At 63.7% G+C, this 20790-nt stretch carries 24 protein-coding genes and 1 riboswitch; of the genes, 14 read left to right on the forward strand and 10 right to left on the reverse strand.

Translation table 11 applies throughout. From position 1 onward, the window contains the following. Positions 1-92 precede the first annotated feature (92 nt). The gene (locus tag QMO80_RS20975; protein ID WP_283198197.1) at positions 93-632 is read left to right on the forward strand and encodes a Pycsar system effector family protein; all 540 of its coding nucleotides are present in this window, start codon (positions 93-95) and stop codon (positions 630-632) included. Between the two features lie 95 nt (positions 633-727). Here the strand turns inward: QMO80_RS20975 and QMO80_RS20980 are convergent, their stop codons facing one another. Both QMO80_RS20980 and QMO80_RS20985 read right to left on the reverse strand, forming a co-directional pair. Next, positions 728-1216: a RidA family protein gene (locus tag QMO80_RS20980; protein WP_183855296.1), complete on the reverse strand. Its 489-nt coding sequence runs from the start codon at positions 1214-1216 to the stop codon at positions 728-730. Next, on the reverse strand, positions 1210-1935 hold the full coding sequence (locus QMO80_RS20985) for an SDR family NAD(P)-dependent oxidoreductase (protein WP_097626076.1): 726 nt from the start codon (positions 1933-1935) through the stop codon (positions 1210-1212). Before QMO80_RS20985 ends, QMO80_RS20980 begins: the two co-directional genes overlap by 7 nt. Positions 1936-2127: 192 nt before the next feature. Between QMO80_RS20985 and QMO80_RS20990 the strand changes: the two genes are divergently transcribed. Together QMO80_RS20990 and QMO80_RS20995 are read left to right on the forward strand one after the other, a co-directional pair. Next, positions 2128-3030, forward strand: a complete 903-nt coding sequence (locus QMO80_RS20990; protein WP_283198198.1) for a LysR family transcriptional regulator — start codon at positions 2128-2130, stop codon at positions 3028-3030. Between the two features lie 108 nt (positions 3031-3138). Continuing rightward, positions 3139-3915 (forward strand): DUF1194 domain-containing protein, encoded by a 777-nt coding sequence (locus QMO80_RS20995; protein ID WP_283198199.1) that lies wholly within the window; start codon positions 3139-3141, stop codon positions 3913-3915. 175 nt (positions 3916-4090) lie between these two features. On the opposite strand, the gene QMO80_RS21000 is transcribed toward QMO80_RS20995, so the two are convergent. Both QMO80_RS21000 and QMO80_RS21005 read right to left on the reverse strand, forming a co-directional pair. After that, the gene (locus QMO80_RS21000) at positions 4091-4780 is read right to left on the reverse strand and encodes a VOC family protein (protein WP_283198200.1); all 690 of its coding nucleotides are present in this window, start codon (positions 4778-4780) and stop codon (positions 4091-4093) included. A gap of 159 nt (positions 4781-4939) precedes the next feature. Further along, positions 4940-5374 carry a 6,7-dimethyl-8-ribityllumazine synthase gene (locus QMO80_RS21005; protein WP_283198201.1) on the reverse strand — a complete coding sequence of 145 codons (435 nt, stop codon included), beginning with the start codon at positions 5372-5374 and terminating at the stop codon, positions 4940-4942. A 78-nt stretch (positions 5375-5452) separates the two neighbouring features. After that, positions 5453-5596: riboswitch (FMN riboswitch) on the reverse strand. A 546-nt stretch (positions 5597-6142) separates the two neighbouring features. Between QMO80_RS21005 and QMO80_RS21010 the strand changes: the two genes are divergently transcribed. Beyond that, positions 6143-6589, forward strand: coding sequence for an SRPBCC domain-containing protein (locus tag QMO80_RS21010; RefSeq protein WP_064839302.1), 447 nt, complete (start codon positions 6143-6145; stop codon positions 6587-6589). A 182-nt stretch (positions 6590-6771) separates the two neighbouring features. Then, the gene (locus QMO80_RS21015; protein ID WP_283198202.1) at positions 6772-7092 is read left to right on the forward strand and encodes a GCG_CRPN prefix-to-repeats domain-containing protein; all 321 of its coding nucleotides are present in this window, start codon (positions 6772-6774) and stop codon (positions 7090-7092) included. Between the two features lie 81 nt (positions 7093-7173). Here QMO80_RS21015 and QMO80_RS21020 read toward each other — a convergent pair whose 3' ends face one another. Then, positions 7174-7398, reverse strand: a complete 225-nt coding sequence (locus tag QMO80_RS21020) for a hypothetical protein (protein ID WP_283198203.1) — start codon at positions 7396-7398, stop codon at positions 7174-7176. A gap of 161 nt (positions 7399-7559) precedes the next feature. On the opposite strand from QMO80_RS21020, the gene QMO80_RS21025 reads away from it, so the two are divergent. The 5 genes from QMO80_RS21025 (at position 7560) to QMO80_RS21045 (ending at position 12593) form a co-directional block, all read left to right on the forward strand. Continuing rightward, complete coding sequence (locus QMO80_RS21025; RefSeq protein ID WP_283198204.1) at positions 7560-8645, forward strand: adenylate/guanylate cyclase domain-containing protein; 1086 nt, start codon at positions 7560-7562, stop codon at positions 8643-8645. 98 nt (positions 8646-8743) lie between these two features. Next, positions 8744-9709: an ABC transporter substrate-binding protein gene (locus QMO80_RS21030; protein ID WP_283198205.1), complete on the forward strand. Its 966-nt coding sequence runs from the start codon at positions 8744-8746 to the stop codon at positions 9707-9709. Positions 9710-9728: 19 nt separating this feature from the next. Next, positions 9729-10733: an iron ABC transporter permease gene (locus tag QMO80_RS21035; RefSeq protein ID WP_283198206.1), complete on the forward strand. Its 1005-nt coding sequence runs from the start codon at positions 9729-9731 to the stop codon at positions 10731-10733. A gap of 41 nt (positions 10734-10774) precedes the next feature. Further along, positions 10775-11767: an iron ABC transporter permease gene (locus QMO80_RS21040; RefSeq protein ID WP_283200245.1), complete on the forward strand. Its 993-nt coding sequence runs from the start codon at positions 10775-10777 to the stop codon at positions 11765-11767. Positions 11768-11774: 7 nt separating this feature from the next. Beyond that, positions 11775-12593: an ABC transporter ATP-binding protein gene (locus QMO80_RS21045; RefSeq protein ID WP_283198207.1), complete on the forward strand. Its 819-nt coding sequence runs from the start codon at positions 11775-11777 to the stop codon at positions 12591-12593. On the opposite strand, the gene QMO80_RS21050 is transcribed toward QMO80_RS21045, so the two are convergent. Then, entirely contained in the window at positions 12574-13257 is a 684-nt protein-coding gene (locus QMO80_RS21050) for a bifunctional 2-polyprenyl-6-hydroxyphenol methylase/3-demethylubiquinol 3-O-methyltransferase UbiG (RefSeq protein ID WP_283198208.1), read from the reverse strand. The two genes, QMO80_RS21045 and QMO80_RS21050, sit on opposite strands and share 20 nt — an antisense overlap. A 159-nt stretch (positions 13258-13416) precedes the next feature. Here QMO80_RS21050 and QMO80_RS21055 point away from each other — a divergent pair, with 159 nt between their 5' ends. After that, entirely contained in the window at positions 13417-14064 is a 648-nt protein-coding gene (locus QMO80_RS21055) for a helix-turn-helix transcriptional regulator (protein ID WP_283198209.1), read from the forward strand. Next, on the forward strand, positions 14061-15407 hold the full coding sequence (locus tag QMO80_RS21060) for an MFS transporter (protein ID WP_283198210.1): 1347 nt from the start codon (positions 14061-14063) through the stop codon (positions 15405-15407). The genes QMO80_RS21055 and QMO80_RS21060 overlap by 4 nt, the downstream gene beginning before the upstream one ends. On the opposite strand, the gene QMO80_RS21065 is transcribed toward QMO80_RS21060, so the two are convergent. Both QMO80_RS21065 and QMO80_RS21070 read right to left on the reverse strand, forming a co-directional pair. Further along, positions 15305-16228 (reverse strand): LysR family transcriptional regulator, encoded by a 924-nt coding sequence (locus tag QMO80_RS21065; protein ID WP_283198211.1) that lies wholly within the window; start codon positions 16226-16228, stop codon positions 15305-15307. The two genes, QMO80_RS21060 and QMO80_RS21065, sit on opposite strands and share 103 nt — an antisense overlap. Before the next feature lie 129 nt (positions 16229-16357). Further along, positions 16358-17281: a phytanoyl-CoA dioxygenase family protein gene (locus QMO80_RS21070; RefSeq protein ID WP_283198212.1), complete on the reverse strand. Its 924-nt coding sequence runs from the start codon at positions 17279-17281 to the stop codon at positions 16358-16360. Between the two features lie 97 nt (positions 17282-17378). On the opposite strand from QMO80_RS21070, the gene QMO80_RS21075 reads away from it, so the two are divergent. Beyond that, entirely contained in the window at positions 17379-18203 is an 825-nt protein-coding gene (locus QMO80_RS21075) for an AraC family transcriptional regulator (protein WP_283198213.1), read from the forward strand. Between the two features lie 12 nt (positions 18204-18215). Here the strand turns inward: QMO80_RS21075 and QMO80_RS21080 are convergent, their stop codons facing one another. Beyond that, the gene (locus QMO80_RS21080; RefSeq protein WP_283198214.1) at positions 18216-19238 is read right to left on the reverse strand and encodes an LLM class flavin-dependent oxidoreductase; all 1023 of its coding nucleotides are present in this window, start codon (positions 19236-19238) and stop codon (positions 18216-18218) included. 356 nt (positions 19239-19594) lie between these two features. On the opposite strand from QMO80_RS21080, the gene QMO80_RS21085 reads away from it, so the two are divergent. Continuing rightward, complete coding sequence (locus QMO80_RS21085) at positions 19595-20236, forward strand: metallophosphoesterase family protein (protein ID WP_283198215.1); 642 nt, start codon at positions 19595-19597, stop codon at positions 20234-20236. Positions 20237-20426: 190 nt separating this feature from the next. Here QMO80_RS21085 and QMO80_RS21090 read toward each other — a convergent pair whose 3' ends face one another. After that, entirely contained in the window at positions 20427-20789 is a 363-nt protein-coding gene (locus QMO80_RS21090; RefSeq protein WP_283198216.1) for a hypothetical protein, read from the reverse strand. Position 20790 lies beyond the last annotated feature (1 nt).

Raw genomic sequence — 20790 nt, forward strand, 5'->3', positions numbered from 1 at the left:
GTAACGTGGAAAAGTCAAGCATGTTGCACACGTGTTCTTGCTTTCGCCGCCAAGTGTAATATCAGGGAAACACTTGATGGTGGAGTATTCACGTGAGCGAGTTCGAAACTGCAACTGAGGTTATGCTGAGCCGGCCGTCGAGTGCGGATATCGGCGTCGAGTATTTCGACCATATCAAGAAAATCAATGATATATTTTACGATCAGATCAAGATATCCGATCAAAAGGCCGCCTATATCTTTACATTTATGCTGGCCTTCCTGGTGAGTTCCAGCGAGGTGCGGGCGGTCTTCAACCCGGCGCGTTATGTCGCCGGCACGTCAGGGAGCGTCCTATTCTCCGGCTTGCTTGCCGCAGCCTCGGTCTTCTCAATCCTGTCGGCGATCCTCGTCGTGCTGCCGCGCCGTCTCGATAGCTCGACCTCGCTGTTCTGGGGCGCCTGGCACAACCACCGCGACCTGTTCTTCGACGCCGCACTCAGGCGCGACGAGCGCTATCTCTTCGACCAATATCTCGAAAACGCCAATATCCTCTCCGCCATCGCCCGCAGCAAATACCGTTGCGTCACCTTTGCGTTTCGCGGCCTGATGGTGAGCGTGATTGCTTATGTGCTGCTGTTGGTGGCGGTGTGAGGCTTGGGTGCGGCTTTGAGCTTTTCAGCCGGCTGAGGACGGCGTGAGCGCCAGAAGCCAAGAATGCGGGCGCGCCGAAGCGCGCCCGTCCGTTTTTAATCCTCGACCTCAACGATCAGCTCAAGCTCGATCGGCACGCCGAGCGGCAGACTGGCGACTCCGAGGACGACGCGGCCGGAGAGCTTTTCCTCGCCGAAGACTTGGAGCAGCATTTCCGACGCTCCGTCCGCGACCTTCGGGTGGTCGCGGAAATCGCCTTCAGTGGCGATATAGACACCGAGCTTGACGACTTTTGCGACCCTGTCCAGCGAGCCGAGATAGTCCTTGGCGGCCGCAAGTGCGCTGAGTGTGGCCGTTTCGGCAGCCTTCCTGCCGTCTTCAGCCGTCAGTGCGCCGCCGACGCGGCCGATATAGCGCGGCTCGCGGTTGATAACCGGCAACATGCCGCTGAAGAAGACCAGTTTGCCTGATCTGACCGCCTCGACATAGGCCCCGAGAGGTGTCGGCGGCGGGGGAAGGATGATGCCGAGTTCCTGCAGCCGCCGTTCTGCGCCGGCTGCCTGCGCTTGCGGGTGGTTTACCATTTGCCCAGATGTGCGCCGCCGTCGACGTGCAGCACCTCCCCGGTTACGCGCGGAGCTTCGGTCAGGAAGACGACCGCATCGACGACTTCCCCAACATTGGAAATGCCAGCCATTGGCGACAGCGTGCTGAGGAAGTCCTTCGGATTGTCCTTGTGCAGCGGCGTATCGACGACACCGGGAGCCACCGTGTTGACGCGGATTCCCTCGCTTGCATATTCCATCGCCAGGTTCTTCGAGATCGCGTCGATGCCGCCCTTGGTCATCATGGCGACCGAAGCCGAGAAACCGGCGATCGGATGGTCGATCAGCGGTGTGGTGATGCTGACGATGCTGCCACCGGTTTTCTGGGCGAGCATCTGCCGGACGACCAGCTGCGTCAGGTGGATGAAGCCTTCAAGATTGGTTGAGGACAGCTTGCGGAAGTCGGTCATGGTGTAATCGACGAACGGCTTGGTGAAGAAAATGCCGGCATTGTTGACGAGGGCGTCGATCGAGCCGAACCGGTCGATTGCGGCCTGTGCGACCCGTGCGGCGGTTTCGGCATCGCCGATATCGCCGTCGACGAGCGCCAGCTTCTCCGAAGCCCGAAAGGCATCCGAGGCGCTGACCTGGCGCGAGGTGGCGACGACATTGTAGCCGCGCTCGATGAAGGCATTGACGAGCCCGGCTCCGATACCCTGGGAGGCGCCCGTGACGATGACAGTCTTTGCGGTAGTCATGTTGAACTCCATAATTTGGTCGGGCAACGGAGGTCTGCGCTTGCGAAGGCCGGGTCGCTCGAGATGGGGCGGCTGCGAATGCGCCTCCATCGGGTTGTGATTGTTTTCGCAAGGTGAATATGGGGAAAACTCCATTCCTCGATTAGATGGAAATATCTGGATTCTCTTTTGCATCTATGCAAAAATCGCGGCATGGCGGACCTGAACGACATCGCGGTTTTCGTGACGGTGGCGCGCTACGGCAGCTTCAGCCGTGCCGCCCATTCTCTCGGCATGCCGGTCTCGACCGTCAGCCGGAAGGTGACGTCGCTGGAGGAGCAACTCGGCGTGACGCTGCTGCAGCGCACGACCCGCAAGCTCAGCCTGACCGCGCAGGGCAGCGCCTATTTCGATCAGTGCAGCGAGCCGCTTTCCCATCTTATCGACGCCGAGCAGGCCTTGACGGAAACCCAGAGAAAGCCGGAAGGCTTGCTGAAGATCTCCGTGCCCGTCATCTTCGGGCAGGAGGTTTTCTACGAATTCGTTTCGACCTTCCTGAAGACCTATCCCGAAATCCGGATCGATCTCTTCGTCACCAACCTGTTCCTCGATCTGATCGCCGAGAATATCGATCTCGGCATCCGCTTCGGCGAACTCAAGGATTCGTCGATCGTCGCGCAGCGGCTCGGAAAGAGCGTGCGCTATCTGGTCGCGGCGCCGGACTATATGAAGGGCAGGGCGCCTCCCTCGAAGCCCGAAGACCTGAAGGATCATCAGTGCGTGCTGCTGAACGGCCGTAACGGCGAAGCGGAATGGCATCTCGTCAGCGGCCGCAAATCGGTCCGCCAGCAGGTGTCGGGGCCGGTATCGAGCCGGGATTTCGAAGCGGTGAGCGCCTTCACCTATCGCGGACACGGCATCGGCCTGCTGCCTTCCACCTATTGCGACGATCAGATCAGAAGAGGCGAGCTCATCCGCCTCTTGCCGGACTGGTCGTCCGAGGAGATATTCGTGCATGCGGTCTATCCGACACGCCGCTTCCTGCCCTCGCGCCTGCAGGTCTTTCTCGAGGCGCTGAAGGCGTGGAAGACCCCCTTGTGGCTTCCCCTGCATTGAGGCACCCGATGCCATCACCGAAAATTGAAGCCGTGCACGCGGCTGCGCGTCCTTCCTCGATCAAGCTGTGTTAGAGTTCGCTGGCTTGGATGGCGCGGGGATTTACCGATGCTGACGACAGTTGCGGTGCTCATGGGGCTTTCCGGCCTCGTCCCGGCAGCACAGGCGGGGACGAACGAGGTTGACGTCAGCCTCGTGCTCGCCGTCGACACCTCGCGGTCGATGGATTTCGAAGAGATCGGCATTCAGCGCGAGGGGTATGTCGAGGCGCTCAAGCACCAGGAATTCATTAATGCGGTGAGGGGCGGTCTGACCGGGCGCATTGCCATCAGCTATTTCGAATGGGCAGGCTACGTCGTCCAGGATTCGGTGATCGACTGGCAGGTGATCGAGACGGAAGAGGACGCGATCGCCTTTGCCGGCAAGATCGAAGCCCGGCCGATCGCCACGCAACGGCGCACATCGATCTCCACCGCGATCGCCCAGGGCGCCGGCATGATCGTTTCCAGTCCGTTTCCGTCCAGGCGGCAGGTGATCGATGTCTCCGGCGACGGCCCGAACAATTCCGGCGATCCGGTCGCACCTGCCCGCGACGAGGCGGTGGCCTCAGGCATGATCATCAACGGCCTTGCCATCATGCTGCGGCCCTCCGATGCGCCCAACGGGCTCGACACATATTACGCCGATTGCGTGATCGGCGGCCCCGGCGCCTTCGTGCTGCCGGTGCGCAAGATCGAGGATTTCGCCGTTGCCGTGCGCCGCAAGCTGGTGCTGGAGATCAGTGGCCTTTCCCCGCCGCCAACGATGCAGAGAATTGCCGAGGCCGGCTCGGCGACAGACTGCATGATGGGAGAAAAGCAGTGGCGGGATATGTTTGAGCGGTGATGGGGTGGCTTGACGGCGCTTTCGCTCGGGGTGAAGCGAGAGACAATGAAAGACGTGCCGTGTGGCCCGCTATTGTCCTTCGCCTGGCCTTGAGCGGCAAGCGAAAGGCAAGCGGACTGCAGCATTATTAAGAGGGAACACAGACGCGACCAGCGTCTGCGTCCTTTACCGCCATCTATAACGGCAGCTCCCGGCCGGCCCGTTCGCTGACCATGTATTCGGCGTACCAGTCCGGCCAGTTCTCGTCGTGCTTGCCGCCATTGCGCTTTTCGTGTTCGCCGTGGGCGGTCGCCGCGCGGCGCAGCGCTGAGGCAAGGTCGCTCGACGTCGCAAAGGCCGTCTCGTCGGCGTCGATGCGTCCGGGCAAGCGCTCGGTGACTTCCTGGAACAGCCAGCCATTGCCGTCGGGGTCCTTGAACGAGGCGAAGGAGCGATAGCTGCGGTGTTCGGGATCGCGGCCGGCGATCCTCAGCCGTCCGAAGAGATAGGGTTCGTCCTTGCCGGCATAGACGCCCGATGCGTCATGAAACACCTCGCTGACCTCGACGCCGCGGGCAATAAGATCGCGGCGGGCGGCCTCGATGTCGGAGACGATGAGGTAGAGCCCCTGGGCGGAGCCGGGTTCCGCGGCGGTGATGTTCTGGCCGAAGATGATCGCACAGCCGGAGCCGGGCGGGGTAAACTGGATCACCCGGAAATCGGCATCATTGGCGAAGTCGGCGTCGAGCCGCCAGCCAAGGCCGTCGTAAAAACGTTTGGCGCGGTCGACGTCGGAAACGGGGATGACGACCACTTCGAGCTTGGTGTCGACCGGCCGTGTTTTCGGATTTGCGATAGGGGGTTCACTGCGCATTGCATTGCTCATCTTCAGCTCCTTGGGGTTCTGGATGCGTTAAGAATGGCGATACATGTCGGGGTGGAGTGGACCACAGCGCGGCGGGGGCGTCGAATCAATTATTCTGTCGGCGTTGACCTGATGAAGACGGCGGGATCGGTCCCGCCGCCTCGGTTCGGAGGAACCGCCTTACGCGGCAAGAGCGGCGCGTGTCTTCCCGATGGTGAGCGCGGCCTTTGCGGCCTCACGCCCTTTCTCGATGAAGTGCGCACGGTAGATCTGCTTATGGTGCTCGGTTTCCTGATACTGATGCGGCGTCAGCGAAACAGACAGCACCGGCACGCCGGTATCCATGCCGGCGCGCATCAGTCCGTCGACCACGGCCTGGGCGACGAATTCGTGGCGGTATATTCCGCCGTCGACGACGAAAGCGGCGGCAACGACGGCGCCATAGCGCCCGGTTGCGGCAAGTTCACGGGAAAGCAGCGGCATCTCGAATGCGCCGGGAACATCGAACACATCGACCTGCTCGGGCGGCACGAGCTGATAGAAGCCGTCAAGGGCGCGGTCGACGATGTCGGCGTGCCAGCTGGCTTTGATAAAGGCGTAGCGGGTGGGTGTCATGGTAATCTCCTTTGGCGAACAGACACATCACCCAAGGCGATCACGAACGTCCCCGACAGCCGCAAGGGCGGTAGGAACGCGCGTTCTCTTTCATCCGGACTATGACCGTCGGCTCAGGCATCTCACCTGATCTGCTGACCCTTCCTTAAGAAGGCGCTCGCGGGCTCGCAATCGAAACTGCATACCGCCGGTAGGGACTTTCACCCCGCCCTGAGAACAGCGGGGACAATAGGGGCAAGGTGGCCGGCTGGCAATAGGGTGAAATGCTTTCATTGTGGTGTGGGAATGGGAATGGCGCGAGTGATCTGGACGCGCGCCGGCATCTTCAGATCGCTCTCCTTCATAGGGGCATCATACGCCTCAATTGCCTTTCGCTTGGGCTCAAGGCGTTCGTCGCTGATGCTCCTCACCCCCCTCATCTGCCCTTACGGACATCTTCTCCCCGCCGGGGAGAAGAGGGGAGCAAGCTGCGCGATCGCCATTCCTGCAGCACAGGTCTCAAGGGGCGCGAGGCATCGCCACGAGTCCCTTCTCCCCAGCGGGGAGAAGATGCCGGCAGGCAGATGAGGGGGCGAGCGACGACAGGAGCGAGTGCACCGAGCGCAAGGGCACGGTGACGAGCCAGTGTCGGGGGGAATGTCTCCATCGCCCTTGCTGAGCGCGCACGCCCCCCTACATGCTCCGGGTGAGGACACCCCGTCAAAACAGCATGACCCGCCGATCCCGCCCGAGGCGAGGGAAGACCATAGCAAACCATGGGAGAGAGATATGCAAGAGCCCCTCGTCGTTCACCGCGAGGCGCATATCGCGGCGCCGCCGGCCGCGGTGTTTGCGCTGATGACCGACCCGGAAAAGATTCTGCGCTGGATGGGAACGGAAGCTGAGGTCGAGCCGCAGCCGGGCGGGCTTTATCTCGTCAACGTCACCGGCGCCCGCTTTGCGCGCGGCTCGTTTCGCGAGGTGGTGCCGGTTCATCGCCTTGCTTACAGCTTCGGCTGGGACGGCAGCGAGGTGGTGCCGCCGGGGTCGAGCCTGGTCGAGATCGATCTGATCGAGCAGGGGGGCGGAACGCTGCTGCGGCTCACCCATAGCGGCCTGCCGAGCGCCGATCAATGCGCCGGCCATGCGGAAGGCTGGGCGCATTACCTCGGGCGGCTGATCGAGGTCGCTGCCGGGCGTGACCCGGGTCCCGACTCATTTTCCGGCAGGACATGAACGGCTTTTGCGGGCCGGAGGCTTGTCCAGAAGCGGTTGCCGTTGCGGGGAAATGGCTGCCGGCGCTCCGCTCGGCCGTCCGAAAGCGCTTCTTTTTCGCCCGCAAACATGAACGCTCAGTTCATCTCCAGTTCAATTTGGCCGCCCTAGGGTGAGGGCGGCTGGATGAAATGGAGTTTCCGATGAAGGCACTTTCTATCGCGGCTGCCTTGCTCGCTGGCAGCCTCTCGATCGGCACAGCTGAGGCGATGCCGATGGGGGCAATCAATGTCCAGAGCAATGTCACAAGCGATGTCACAAAGGTCGACTATGCGTGTGGCCGCGGCTGGCACCTGAACCGCTGGGGCGAATGCCGGCGAAACTGGCGACGCCCGCCGCCGGTGGCGTTCTACGGCGGTCCGCCCCGCTGGGGCTGGGAGCGGCGTCACCGGGATTGGGATGGTCCACGCTGGCGCGATGAGCGGCGCGGCGAGTATCGCCGCCGCTGGCGGGATGATTATTAAGGTCGCAGTCAGAGACAGATCGATGGGGCCGGCGCAATCTTCGCCGGCCCTTTTTATGGACGTTTCTTCGGCGCCTTGATGTTAAACCGTGCTGACGAGCCAGTGTTTGCTGTCAATCAGTTCTTCGAGCTCGACAGGATCCTTGACGCCGAATTCATACCATTCGATCAGCTCCTTCGCCTTGCGGCTGCTCTCCTCTGCGGTCAGCTCGACCTGATATCTTTCGCACCACCGCCGAAGGATCGACGTCAGCAGCGTCATGTCGTTGCCATCCAGCGGATCTTTCGGCCAGAATATCGTGCCCATCGTACCCCTCAATCACACGATGATGAACGGCGCATAATGGAGCCAAAACTGCGCAAGTTTAAAGTGTTATTTTTTGTTTTGCGCCGTGATGAGATTCCCGACAGGGAGAGGGCCGCGAGCGGCGTTCTTGCTGATGTCCCGGAGCGATGTCATGTTAGGGCATGGATCTGCCGTCTCCCCTTGCCTGGCTGGTTGACGAGGCCGCGGTCTCGCCCGGTCCCGAACGGTTTCTGGCCGAGCTCGGGCGCCGGTTGTTGGCAGACGGCCTGCCGCTTTCGGGCGGCGCGCTGACGCTTTCGGTGCCGCATCCGATCATCGCGCGGCGCACCTGGCTGTGGCGGGCCGAGACCGGAGCCGTCATCGAGGCGCTGGCCTTTGCCGCCGCGCCGCGCAGCGATGCCGGCCGCGAGTGGCTTGCCGGGCTCGGGCCGGTCTGGGAGGAGAGGATCGGGCCTGCACCGGATGACCCCATGCTCGGCTGGGCTGGCATTGCCAACGGGGCGGAGGCCTTCGCTCCCGATGCAGCCGCCCGGCTGCGGGAGGTCGTGCGTTTTGCTGCCGCACCGCTTGCAGCACTTGCTGCGCGGGAGGCGCGGACGGCGCTGCTCGAAGCCTATCTCGGCCGGCGCAGCGCGGCCCGGGTTCAGTCGGGCGCGCTCGCCCGCGGCACCGGCGAAACCATCCGCGCCGCTCTTCTCTGCGCCGATCTGCGTGATTTCACCGCGCTTTCTGAAGTCACCGAGCCGCATGCGATGATTGCCGCGCTCGACGCCTATTTCGACCGCGTCGCCGGCGCCGTGCATGCCTTCGGCGGCGAGGTGCTGAAATTCATCGGCGACGGTGTGCTGGCGATCTTTCCCGTCACGACAGGCGCGGAGGCCCGGGGCGACCGCGACGCCTGCGAGGCGGCGCTGAAGGCGGTCGCGGCCAGCCGCGCCGGCATGATCCATCTCGACCGGATGCGTGAGGCGGAAGGGCTTGCGCCGCTGCCCTTCGGCGCGGCGCTGCATTTCGGCGAGATCCTCTGGGGCAATATCGGCGCGGCCGACCGGCTGGACTTTACCGCCATCGGCCCGGCGGTCAATCTGGTCAGCCGGCTGGAAGGGCTCTGCAAGCCGCTCGGCCGAAGCGTGCTGATCTCGGGCGCCGTGGCTGACAACACCGCGGCCACACTGACGCCGCTCGGCGAACATGTCCTGCGCGGGATCGCCGAGCCTTGCGCCGTCTTCACTTTGGGCGAGGACTGAGACGGCGTCGCTTTCGAAGAAAGCGCAAAAAATCATGATTGTTAAACTCCGCTTTTTTGGCTAAAGCCTCGCAGCATGAGAGAGGGGAGTTTTCAGATATGACTCGATACGCACGCAGATTTTTCTCCGCGCTTGGCTTGTCCGCAATCCTTGCGGCAGGGGCCGCGCAGGCCGAAGACAAGAAGGTCTCGATCGTCGACGACCGCGGCGTGACCGTCGAAATTCCGGCGCAGCCGAAGCGCATTGCCTCGATTTCCTATTTCGCCGACGACGTCGCGCTCGCGCTCGGCATCAAGCCGGTGGCCAGCACCTATATGACGGCGGGCCGCGAGCCGGACTTCCTGCTCGGCCTGACCTCCGGGATGAAGCAGATCGGCCAGCGCGCCAAGCCCAATCTCGAACTTCTCTCCGAGGCCAAGCCGGATCTGATCATCGCGATCCGCCGCTACACGGTCGGCAATTCGGCGCAGCTGCAGAACATCGCGCCTTACGTCGCCTACAATATGGAGCTGCTCGAAGAGAGCTACAGCGAGTCCGCCGCCCTTTCGAAGCTCCTCGGCAAGCCCGAGCGCGGCGAGCAGCTGAACGCCGATTTCCGCAAGCATCTGGCGGAGTTCGCCGCCAAGGTGCCGAAGGACAAGCATCCGCGCTTTTTGATCATGTGGGGCGGCGCGACACCTTTCGCCTTCCACACGGAAAACACCTCGGCCTCGATCGTCGCTGCGATCGGCGGCGACAATGTTCCGGGCCCGAAGACCCCGGGCGGCGAGTTCGGCATCGACCTCAGCCTGGAGACCATGCTGGAAAAGGATCCCGAGGTCATCTTCGTCTATGATTCCGGCCCGGATCGTCCGCATGAGAGCAACCCGATCTGGTCGCAGCTTTCGGCCGTCAAGAACAACCGGGTCTTCTATGTCGGCGATCAGTGGGTCGAGACCAATGGACCGATCGCCCGCGAAATCGTGCTGCGCGAGGCCGCGCACTACCTCTATCCCAATACGTTCCCGGCCGTCGACGTCAAGGCGGAAGCCGCCAAGCTGATCCCGGCCGAACTGCAGAACTAAGCCGGGGACAAGACCGGCGATGAGACCCCGGCAATCATTCCTGGCCATCGGGCTCATCGTCGTCGCCGCCATTCTGGCGGCGACGTTCGGCTTGCTGATCGGCGCCAAGACGCTTTCGCTCGAAACCGCCATCCGCGTGCTGCTGGCGCCCGACGGCAAGATCGAATCCATCCTCGTCTGGACGCTGCGGCTGCCGCGCAGTCTGACGGCGGCTGCCGGCGGCGCGGGCCTTGCCGTCTCCGGCTATGTGCTGCAGACGCTGACGCGCAATCCGCTGGCCGATCCCGGCATCACCGGCGTTACCTCGGGCGCGGTCGCGCCGATCGTCGGCTGTTTCGTCTACCTGCCCTGGCTTTCGCCTGCCTATTATCCCTTCATCGGCCTTGCCGGCGGGCTTGCCGCGGCCGCGGTGACGTTCTGGGTGTCGCATGGCGGGCAGGGGCGACCGCTGCAGCTTGCGCTCGGCGGCGTCAGCGTCTCGCTGTTTCTGGGCGCGATCACCACCTATGTGCTGCTATCGACCGGGCCGCAATCGGCATCGCTGCTCTTCTGGCTTGCCGGCGGTTTCCAGGGGCGCACCTGGTCGCATCTCTTCTACATGCTGCCGTGGACGATCGCCGGCGTCGCCGGCGCGCTGCTGCTGCGGCGGGTGATCGGCATGTTCATGCTGAGCGATCATGCGGCGGCCGGCATGGGCCTGCAGCTCGGCTTCTGGAAGCCACTCATCCTCATTCTTGCCGTCATTCCGGTCGCGGGCGTCGCGCCGGTCGCCGGGCCGGTCGCCTTCGTCGGCCTGGCCGCTCCCCACATCGCCCGGCTGCTCAAGCCGCGCGGCACGGGATGGGAAATCGGGCTGAGCGCTGCCCTCGGCGCGCTGATCGTCACCGTCGCCGACGTTTTGGCGCGCAGCATCGCCATCCCGCGTGAGCTGCCGGTCGGCATCGTCACGGCGCTGCTTGGCGGCCCCGTCTTCATCTATCTCGTCCAGCGCGGGCGGCTGAGCCTTGGGGGTGAGGCACGATGAGCGCCCCGGCATCGACATCGGCCGCTTCGCCGGGCCTCGGCATGGCCGCCGCGCTGGCTGTATTGGCGGTCCTGTCGCTTTCGGCGGCGATCTTCCTCGGCGTCGCCGATATTCCCATGGGCGATGTCGCGGCGGTTTTGACCGGCGGCGGCTCGGCGGAAGCGCGGCTGATCATTCTCGATATCCGGCTGCCGCGTATCGCCACCGGCATTCTGGCCGGCATCCACTTTTCGCTGGCGGGATATCTGCTGCAGACCATCACCCGCAATCCGCTCGCCGATCCGTCGCTGATGGGCGTGTCGCAGGGGGCGACGCTGTCGGTGACGATCTTCCTGCTCTTCACCGTCTACATCTTCGAGCCCGGCTCGAACACGCTCGCCGAGCTGCCGGTCGCATGGCTGCCGGCGGCCGGGCTTGCCGGCGGCCTGCTTGCCGGCGGCGTCATCTATCTCCTGGCCTTCCGTCTCGGCCTCGGTGCGCTGCGCATCACGCTCTGCGGCGTGGCGGTCGGCGCGGTGCTGCATGCGGTGGCGATCGGCCTCATCGCCGGATGGGGATCGGCCCGCATCGAGATCATTCTAGAATGGCTGTCGGGCAGCCTCTACGCCCGCAGCTGGGATCACGCGCTCTTCCTGCTGCCCTTCACCATCACCGGGCTTGCCATGCTGCCGCTCATCTACCGGCCGCTGATGCTGCTGCAGTTCGATGCGGCCGTCGCCCGGTCCTTCGGGCTCGGCTATAGGAGACAGTTCTCGCTCGTGCTGATCGTATCCTGCGCGCTCGCAGCGAGCGCGGTCGGCGAGATCGGCCCCGTCGTCTTCATCGGTCTCGTCGTGCCGCATCTCGCCCGTTTTCTGGCGGGGCGGAATTTCATGCTGTCGCTTGTTCTGACGATCGTGCTCGGCGCCGTCATCGTCACGCTCGGCGATCTCGTTGGCCGGCTGCTCGGCCAAGCCGAGGAAATCCCGATCGGCGTAGTCACGGCCGTTTTCGGCGTGCCGCTTCTGCTCGCGCTGCTGCGCAAAACCATGTGAGGCCGAAATGCCATTGTCCTGCTCCGACCTCTCGGTGATGTACGGCCAGCGAAAGGCCCTTAACGGCTTCAGTCTTTCGCTCGAGAAGGGCGAGATCCGGGCACTGATCGGCCCGAACGGCTCGGGCAAGAGCACGGCGCTGCATGCGCTGGCGGGGCTGACCCGGCCGGCCAGGGGCAGGGCGTCGCTGGATGGCGTTTCGGTCGCCTCCATTTCACGCCGCATGCTGGCGAAGAGGCTCGCCTTCCTGCCGCAGCAGCCGACCGCGCCCGACGAAATGACCGTTGCCCAGCTCGTGCGCCAGGGCCGCTATCCGCATGTCGGCCTGTTCCGCTCCTATGACAGCCGTGACGAAGACGCGATCGAATGGGCGCTCGAAAGCACCGGCCTGTCCGGGCTCGCCGACCGCAGCCTCCGGGAATTGTCCGGCGGCGAGCGGCAGAGAGCCTGGATATCGGCCGCTCTCGCCCAGGAAGCGGAGATCCTTTTGCTCGACGAGCCGACCTCCTTCCTCGATATCGGCTATCAGGTCGAGGTGCTCGACCTCGTGCATCGGCTGAGCCGGGAAAAGGGCGTGACCGTCGTCATGGCGATCCACGACATCAACCAGGCCGTCGCCGTCAGCGACCGCATCTCGCTGCTCGAAAAAGGCGAGCTCCGATTCGACGGCGCCCCTGGGGAACTCGCCGAACGCGAGCTGATCCAGGAAATCTTCCGCGTCAGAGGCCGTTTCGTCCAGGTCGCACCCGACAGCCCGCCGCATTTCGATGTCGAGCTGATGCGGCTTCAGCGAGCCGACACAGCCTCTAGCGCTTCACCAGCCTGAAGACGATCTTCGTCTGGGTGTAGTAATTCAGCGCATCGGCGAAATCAGGCGTCCAGCCGTCGGCGACGAAAGGAATGAAGCCGTCATATTCGAGCTTGCGGGCGGAGACGTCGAAGCCCGCCCTTTCGAAGGCGCGGCCGTAATCGGTGATCGATCGGTCCTGAACGACGGTGTTGGTGCGGTTGGCGACGAGTTCGCGCCATTTCGGCCAGAGCGGGTTATCCGTATGGCATCCGGTCACTGCATAATAGACGCCGCCGGGTTTCAGTGCCCGCCTTATATCGGCGGCGTGGGCGTCGAGATCGGGAACGAGATAGATGACCTCGTGGCTGAGGGCGAGATCGAATTTTTCGCTGCAGCCGTCCAGCCTGCCGCCGACCTGATGCTGGATCGGCAGATTGCCTTTCAGCATCTCGGCCTTGGCGATCGAGGTTTCGGCGATATCGATGCCGAGCGCCTTGCGGAACGGGCGGATCGCATAGAGATGGCGCAGCAGGCCACCCTGATTGCAGCCGAAATCGAGCACGCTCTTGCCGGTCAGGTCCCGCTCGTGGATGAGGTCGATCAGATGGCGCCAGATGGGCGCGTGTCCATCGGCCATCCTGTCTTCGGCGTCGGGATCGATATACCACGTGCCGATGTTCTTCTGCGCTTCCTCAGCCATCCCCTTGCCCTTCACATCCTGTGGATCACGGTGACGGTCTTAGGGGGCGGGCTCATGCTTGGCTAGATCGGGAGCCGGTTTTCAAACGTCTTTCGAAGCTTGTTATTTTTTTGCAAATAAATCTATGCAAAGATATGTTTGCAGTTATATGCTTCAAGCATGAAACATCCGCACCCTGAACCCACCGCAGATGCCGCCTCACGCACCGTCAGCCGGGTCGTGCCCGAGCCGACCGCGCTGAAGGCGCTGGCGCATCCGGTGCGGCTGCGCATGCTCGGCATGCTTAGGATCGATGGTCCTGCCACGGCGACGCAGCTTGCTGCGCGGCTCGGCTTGAACAGCGGCGCGACGAGCTATCATCTGCGCCAGCTTGCCCAATATGGCTTCATCGAGGAGGCGCCGCATGCCTCGCGGCGCGACCGCTGGTGGCGCGCCAGCCATGAGCTGACCTCGGTGCCGCCGAGAGAAGCCGAGGGCGAGGGGCTCGATCTCGACCTCGCCTTCAACCAGGCGGCGCTCTCGCTGCAGGTCGGCCAGATGCAGCAGGCGCTGGAGGAATATGCCGAATTGCCGGCCGAGTGGCGCAAGGCGACGGCTGCCGATGACATCATTATTCCGATGACGGCTGATCAAGCCGAGGCTCTGACGAAGCGGCTGACCGACGTCATCCTGGAGGCGATGCGGGCCGCCCCGCCGCTGGGCGAGGCGGCGTCTCTGGATCCCGGCATGGTTCCCTTCTATGTCATGCTGCACGCCTTCCCCTATCCGGGCCGCGTTCCGCATCGCGAGGGGGAGGACGAGCCGTGAGGAGGGGCAGGCCTTTCCTGGCGCTCGCTGCTGCCGAGACATGTTCGCTTTCCGGCACGCGGCTATCGACCATCGCCATTCCCTGGCTGGTGCTGAGCATGACGGGCAGCCCCGTCCTGACAGGGCTGACGGCGATGATGGAGATGCTGCCCTATGTCGTCGCCAAGGCGCTCGGCGGGCCGCTGATTGACCGCGTCGGCGCCAAGCGCATCGCTATCGTCTGCGATAGTGCTTCGGTGGTCGTGGTGGGGCTGGTGCCGCTGCTCGATTTTTTCGGCATGCTCGGTATGCCGGTGCTGCTGCCCATTGTCTTTGCCATGGGCGTGCTGCGCGGGCCTTCCGACGCGGCCAAGCAGGCAATGGTTCCCGATATCGCCAGGCTCGCGAAGGTGCCGCTCGAAAGGGTGACCGGCGTCGCCAGCGCCATCGAGCGGCTGGCCTCGACGGCGGGCGCCGCCGGGGCCGGCGCGCTGATCGGGCTGATCGGCCCGGGTCAGGCGCTCCTCGTCAACACCGCCACCTTTGCCGCCGCCGCGCTGATCGTCGCCGTCGGCATCCCCGGGATGCGGCGCGCGCCCGTCTTATCCGGCGCAACCGCCGTCCGACCGGCCGAAAGGGCTTCTTATCTCGACGATCTCCGGGAAGGCTGGCGCTTTCTCCGCGGCGATGCGGTGCTCGTCAGCATCGTCGCCATGGTGGCGATCACCAACCTGCTGGACCAGGCCTATCATGCGGTGCTGCTGCCCGTCTGGACACGCGATTCCGGCCATGGTCCGGAACTGCTGGGAGCGATGTTTGCGGCATTCGCCGGCGCATCGATCGCAGGTGCGGCGATTGCCGCGGCAATCGGCGAACGGATGCCACGCCTGATAGTCTATACCGTGGCATTCCTGTTGACCGGTTTTCCCCGCTTTCTCGTTGCCGCGCTGGATGCGCCGCTCGGCCTTGTCTTTACGACCCTGGCCATCGCAGGATTCGCCTCGGGCTTCCTCAACCCGATCCTCTCGGCGGTGATCTTCCAGCGCATCCCCAAGCCGCTGACCGGCCGCGTCACCTCCATGAACGCCGCCCTCTGCTTCGCTCTCATTCCCTTCGGCGGCCTCGTCGGCGGCGCGCTGATCAGCACGATCGGTCTTGCCGGCGCGCTGCTGCTGACCGGGTTTGCCTATCTCGTCGCAACTCTCTTTCCCCTTGGCCTGAAAAGCTTCCGCGGTTTTGACAGGTTACCGCTGCTTCCGTCTCAAGGCGATGAGCGCGTGCCCGATCTCTCGTCCCTCAGAGCTTCGACCATCAGATCGACAAAACGGTGGATGCGCGGTTCCAGCAGGCGCTTGTCGGGATAGAGTGCCACGATCTTGGCGTCATCGGCTTCCAGGTCGGGTAGGACGTGGCGAAGATGCCCGGCGGCGAGATCGCCGGCGATGAGAAAATCGGGCAGCAGCGCGATGCCCAATCCCGCCAGGGCAGCATCGCGGATCGCCTCGCCGCTGTCGAGCCTCAGGCGGCTGCGCCCCTGGGCCTTGATCCAGGAACTGCCTTTGCCGCGAAAACGCCAGCCTTGCCTTTGGTTGCGGCTGGTGAAAATCAGGCAGTCGTGGGCTGCGAGATCGTCGATATCGCGTGGCTCGCCGCGCGCGGCGAGATAGGAGGGCGAGGCGCAGAGGCGTGTCGTGTAAGTGGCAATCACATGCGAGACCAGCCGGGAGTCCGACGCGGCTGCGCCGATCCGGATCGCCAGATCGAAGCCTTCCTCGATGATGTCGGCGAGACGATCGGTGAAGCTCATCTCCACCTGGATGTCGGGCCAGGCCCGAAGATATTTTTCCAGCAAGGGCAGGACGACGAGCCGTCCAAAGGCATCGGGTACGGTGAGCCTGAGAACGCCGCGCGGCATGCCGCTCTGGCCTCCCACGCTCGCTTCCGCCTCGTCGACCGAGGCGAGGATCTGCAGGCCGCGCTCGTAGAATATCCGCCCTTCATCGGTCAGGCCCAGCGTTCTCGTCGTGCGGTTGAGCAGACGTGCGCCCAGCCGCTCTTCCAGTCGGATGACGGCTTTTCCCGCCGCCGAGCGGGACAGGCCCATGGCCTGGCCGCCGGCAATAAAGCTTCCGGCATCGACGACGGCCATGAAGATCAGGATATCGTTCAGGTTCGTGCGCGGCATCAGGCAACTCGAGCGGTTCGGTCCCGGCCATAAGTCGGTCGGTCATGCAACCGATTCAAGGCTCGGACCATCAACGCTCACCGCGCCAGTAAGGTCCCGATACTTCGCAACTGAGGCGTTGGAACCGGGCTACAGCATATCGCCGAGGCTCCAATGGTTGTTCCATCGGGCGTCGATCTCGTCGTCGACATTCTGATATCGGATGTCGGTGGAGAGGCGCAGTCTTCGGCCGCGATCCTGGTTGGCGGTCGAGGCGTGGATCATGTAGGGCGAGTGGAGCACCACGTCACCGGCCTCATAATCGGCGGCGAGCCAGCGGGTGTCGAAGCGCTCCGCCATATCCGGGAGATCCTTCGAGACCCAGCCGCCTTCGGTCATATGGCTGTTATAGGCGCTGATCCGCTCTTCAGGCGAGAGATCGCCGCTTGCGGCGTGGAACTCGGCCTCCATCTTGACTCCAAGCGCGTGCGAGCCTTCGAGGTAGACGAGGCCGCCCATCTCCGAGGGGATATCGCCGATCGGGATCCAGGCCGTCACCAGGCGGCTGGTGCCGCCGCGGAGATAGACAAGATCGTAGTGGGCGGGGGTGGCCGTCGGCGAACCGGGCTGGGTGAAACGCATGATCTTGCGCTTGTGCAGATAGGAGATGCCCTGCAGAAATTCGTCCATGAAGCGGGTGAGCGGCGGTTGCGCACAAAAACCTTCATAGGCGGCGGAGCGGACAAGCGACATCAGGCGCCGGTTCGCCAGGCTCCAGTCGACGTCGGCGGCCGACGCGATCCCTTGCGAAAAATCGCTGCCGGGCTCGACCAGTCCTGTCACCGCGAGGCGTTCGAACACCCAGCCGCGGAAATCGATGATGTCGGCCCGCGGCAGAAGACCTTTCAGCCAGACATAGCCATCCTTCTGGTAACGGCGGCGGATGGCGTCGACACCGATGGCGGGATCGGTCGGTGTGAGCCAGCCCGTCCGTTCCGCCGGCAAGGTCTTGCCGTGGGCGGTAAGGGGAAATTCCGGTGTTCGGGTCTGCATGGTTTTGGCGGCAATCGACATTTCAGCCTTCCCCAGCTTGAATTGATTTGCCATCAATTAGCTGATCTGCAGGGATAACCGACATGGAGGAAATTCGTAGCTGGACTTTTCGCTCATCATGAAAAACGCCGAGGCCATTTATAGAACGCCGCTTGGCGCGGTCGGCGGACTGGCGGTCACCGGCAGCGGCAGGCAGCACGCCCGCCATGCGGTGACCGAGCGAAAACTTCCGAGTTTCGCCGTCGTGCTGGTGGAGCGCGGGCAGGGCTGGCTGGAAACCGCCGCCAGCGGCCGCCTCAGCCTGACCGGGCCTGCGCTGTTCTGGCTGTTTCCCAACCGCGCGCATTCCTACGCTCCCGACGAAGGCGGTTGGGACGAGCGCTGGGCGCTTTTCGAAGGATCCTTCACGCGGGACTTCGTTCGGCTGAGGATCATTGCCGAGCGGCATCCGGTCGTGCCCCTGCATCATCTCGATGAGCTGGCGCGGCTCTTCGGCAAGCTTCATGCCGATCTGCTCGACGATACCCATCTGGGACAGGCGTCGGCGGCATTGATGCTGCATCAGATCGTCATCGCAGCCGCCAGACAGGCAATCGGTGCGGCCGCTCGGCGCCAGCCAGGCCCTGATATGGCCGACATCGTCGAAACGCTACGGCGGCGGGCGATGCAGCCGCTCGATCTCGCTGCCTTCGCCGCCGAGCACGGCATGTCGCCGGCCACGCTGCGCCGGCGGTTCACGCTGGAAACCGGATTGCCTCCCAAGGCATTTCAGCTTCGGGTGCGCATGGATCATGCCAAACGGCTGCTGGCAACCACCGACGAAAAGATCGAAACGGTTGCCGCCATGATCGGCCTGGATGATCCATTTTATTTTTCACGCATCTTTCACCAACGCGAAGGCTGCAGTCCCCGCGAATTCCGCGCGCGATATTTGCGGGTTTGAAAATGGCAGGTGTCAGCGCCAGCCGAGCGCCGGGGCGACGTGGGTCAGAATTGCCTCGATGACATGGGCGTTGTAAGCGACGCCGAGCTGGTTGGGGACGGTAAGCAGCAGCGTGTCGGCCTCGGCGATCGCCTGGTCCTCGGCGAGCTGCCGAATGAGGACGTCGGGTTCGGCGGCATAGCTGCGGCCGAAGATCGCCCGGGTCTTCTCGTCGATGAAGCCGATCTTGTCGCTCTCGTCGTTGCCGTAGCCGAAATAGGCGCGATCGCGGTCGTCGACCAGCGCGAAGATGCTGCGGCTGACCGAAACGCGCGGCTGGCGCGTGTGGCCGGCGGCCTTCCAGGCTTCGCGGTAAGCGCGGATCTGGTCGGCCTGCTGGACGTGGAACGGCTCCCCCGTCTCGTCGTCTTTCAGCGTCGAACTCTGCAGGTTCATGCCGAGTTTCGCCGCCCAGACAGCGGTGGCATTGGAGCTTGCGCCCCACCAGATCCGCTCGCGCAGCCCCTCCGAATGCGGCTCGAGGCGCAGGAGGCCTGGCGGATTCGGAAACATCGGCCACGGGTTGGGCTTGGCAAAGCCTTCGCCGCGCAGCACTTCAAGGAAGACTTCGGCGTGGTGGCGGGCCATCTCAGCCTCGCTCTGGCCTTCGGGCGGCGCATAGCCGAAATGGCGCCAGCCATCGATCACCTGCTCGGGCGAGCCGCGGCTGATGCCAAGCTGCAGCCGGCCGCCGGCGATAAGGTCGGCGGCACCCGCATCCTCGGCCATATAGAGCGGGTTCTCGTAGCGCATGTCGATGACGGCGGTGCCGATCTCGATCCGGCTGGTTTTCGCGCCGACGGCCGATAGCAGCGGAAAGGGGGCGGCGAGCTGCCGGGCGAAATGATGCACCCGAAAATACGCCCCATCCGCGCCGAGTTCTTCGGCCGCGACGGCAAGGTCGATCGACTGCAGCAGCGCATCGGCTGCCGAGCGCGTCTGCGATTGAGGCGAGGGCGTCCAATGCCCGAACGAGAGGAAACCGATCTTCTTCATGCCGATGCCGCACCTTGAGCGATTGCATTTGTGGTCAATGGGTCATCGCACAGTTTCGGCCTGGAAGACAATCGGCACTGGCAGCGTGTGCTGTATCGGCGTGTCGCGAGCCGGACGCACACAGGGACCTCAAGAGGAAGTCGGAAAGAGCCACCAGGCGCGCCGGCCGATCTCCTCAAGCGGAAGGGGAACCAATTGCGGTAAATGCCGGATATGGAGTCGGTTTTCGCGATGGCGGCGGAGTTTGCGTTTGCTATGATGCGGCGGACGGCGGAGGGTGAGCCTCCGTGCTGCTTGCTTGCCGCGTTCTACGCCTTGGCCGCCAGCCGTTGCATTGCAGCCGAGAGGCTTGGAACATGCGCTACACGTTCGCCATCGGTGATATCCACGGCTGTATCGATCCACTGAAAAGGATGATCGATCGTATCGAGGCTTATGCGTCCGAAGGCACGGTGGTCTTCCTTGGCGATTATATCGATCGCGGACCAGACAGCAAAAGTGTCCTCGACTGGCTCATTGTCGGTCCGTCCGACCGGTGGCGATGGATCTGCCTCAAAGGCAATCATGAGGACATGATGGTCGCTGCTTATGCCGATAGCGACGACAGAGCCATATGGATCAGCAATGGCGGACTTGAAACCGAAATGTCCTATGATGGCAGGGTTCTGCCTCAGCATTTGCAATGGGCGGGCGATCGTCCCCTCATGCATGTTGATCGATATCGCATCTTTGTCCATGCCGGCGTTGTTCCGGAATTTCCGCTGGAACGGCAGACCAAGCGCGATCTTCTCTGGCTACGGTTCCCGCCCGGTGAGTCCAGCGACTATTGGGGCAAACATCTGGTCCACGGCCACACTCCCTCACTGTCCAACCCGGCGACGACAGGAAACCGCACCAATATCGACAGCGGCTGCGTCTTCGGCGGCAAGCTTTCATGCGCGGTGTTTAATGATGACGTTGCCGGCGGGCCGATTGACTTCATCGAGGTGAAGGCATGAATGCGGCGCGTCGGTAAAGGTGGTGAGCCAGAGACGGCGGAGTGGAGCAGTGCGGAACGGGGAATCGATCGCCCCGCCCTGGCCCGTCAGAAGAAGGTTTGGCGAGAACGCACTCAATTTCCGTCATTCCTGTCCTCGGGTCGAAGCCAGACAGGAATGACGGAGGAGAGATGGCGCGGCGCCGGCACCATCACCTCCGGTTTGAGCCTCGCCAGCCGGCGGCGAGACGCAGCCAGGGTGTCAGGTGGAAGCTGCTCATCAGCAGGTACATCGGCACCATTCCGCCGATCGGGAAGGCATTCGGCGTCGTGGTGCAGATCATGTCGGCGCTGCCGGTGGCGGCCGTCAGCAGTGCCATAAGCGCGAAGGTTGGGGCGGCGGCGAATGATAACCGGTCGGCGGCATGGGCGGCGATGCGGCCGACCGGGTTAGTTAGCCTCCCGCTCGACTTAGCAACTGATCCGTCTGCCGCGGCGGCCAGTGAGAGCCATTCGGTGGTGTTGAGAGACGCGTTGCCGTCGCCTCTCTTTGCGGTGTGGGCCGAAAGCAGCATC

Origin of the sequence: Rhizobium sp. BT03 (genome assembly GCF_030053155.1) — a bacterium.
In the GTDB taxonomy this organism is placed as follows: domain Bacteria; phylum Pseudomonadota; class Alphaproteobacteria; order Rhizobiales; family Rhizobiaceae; genus Rhizobium.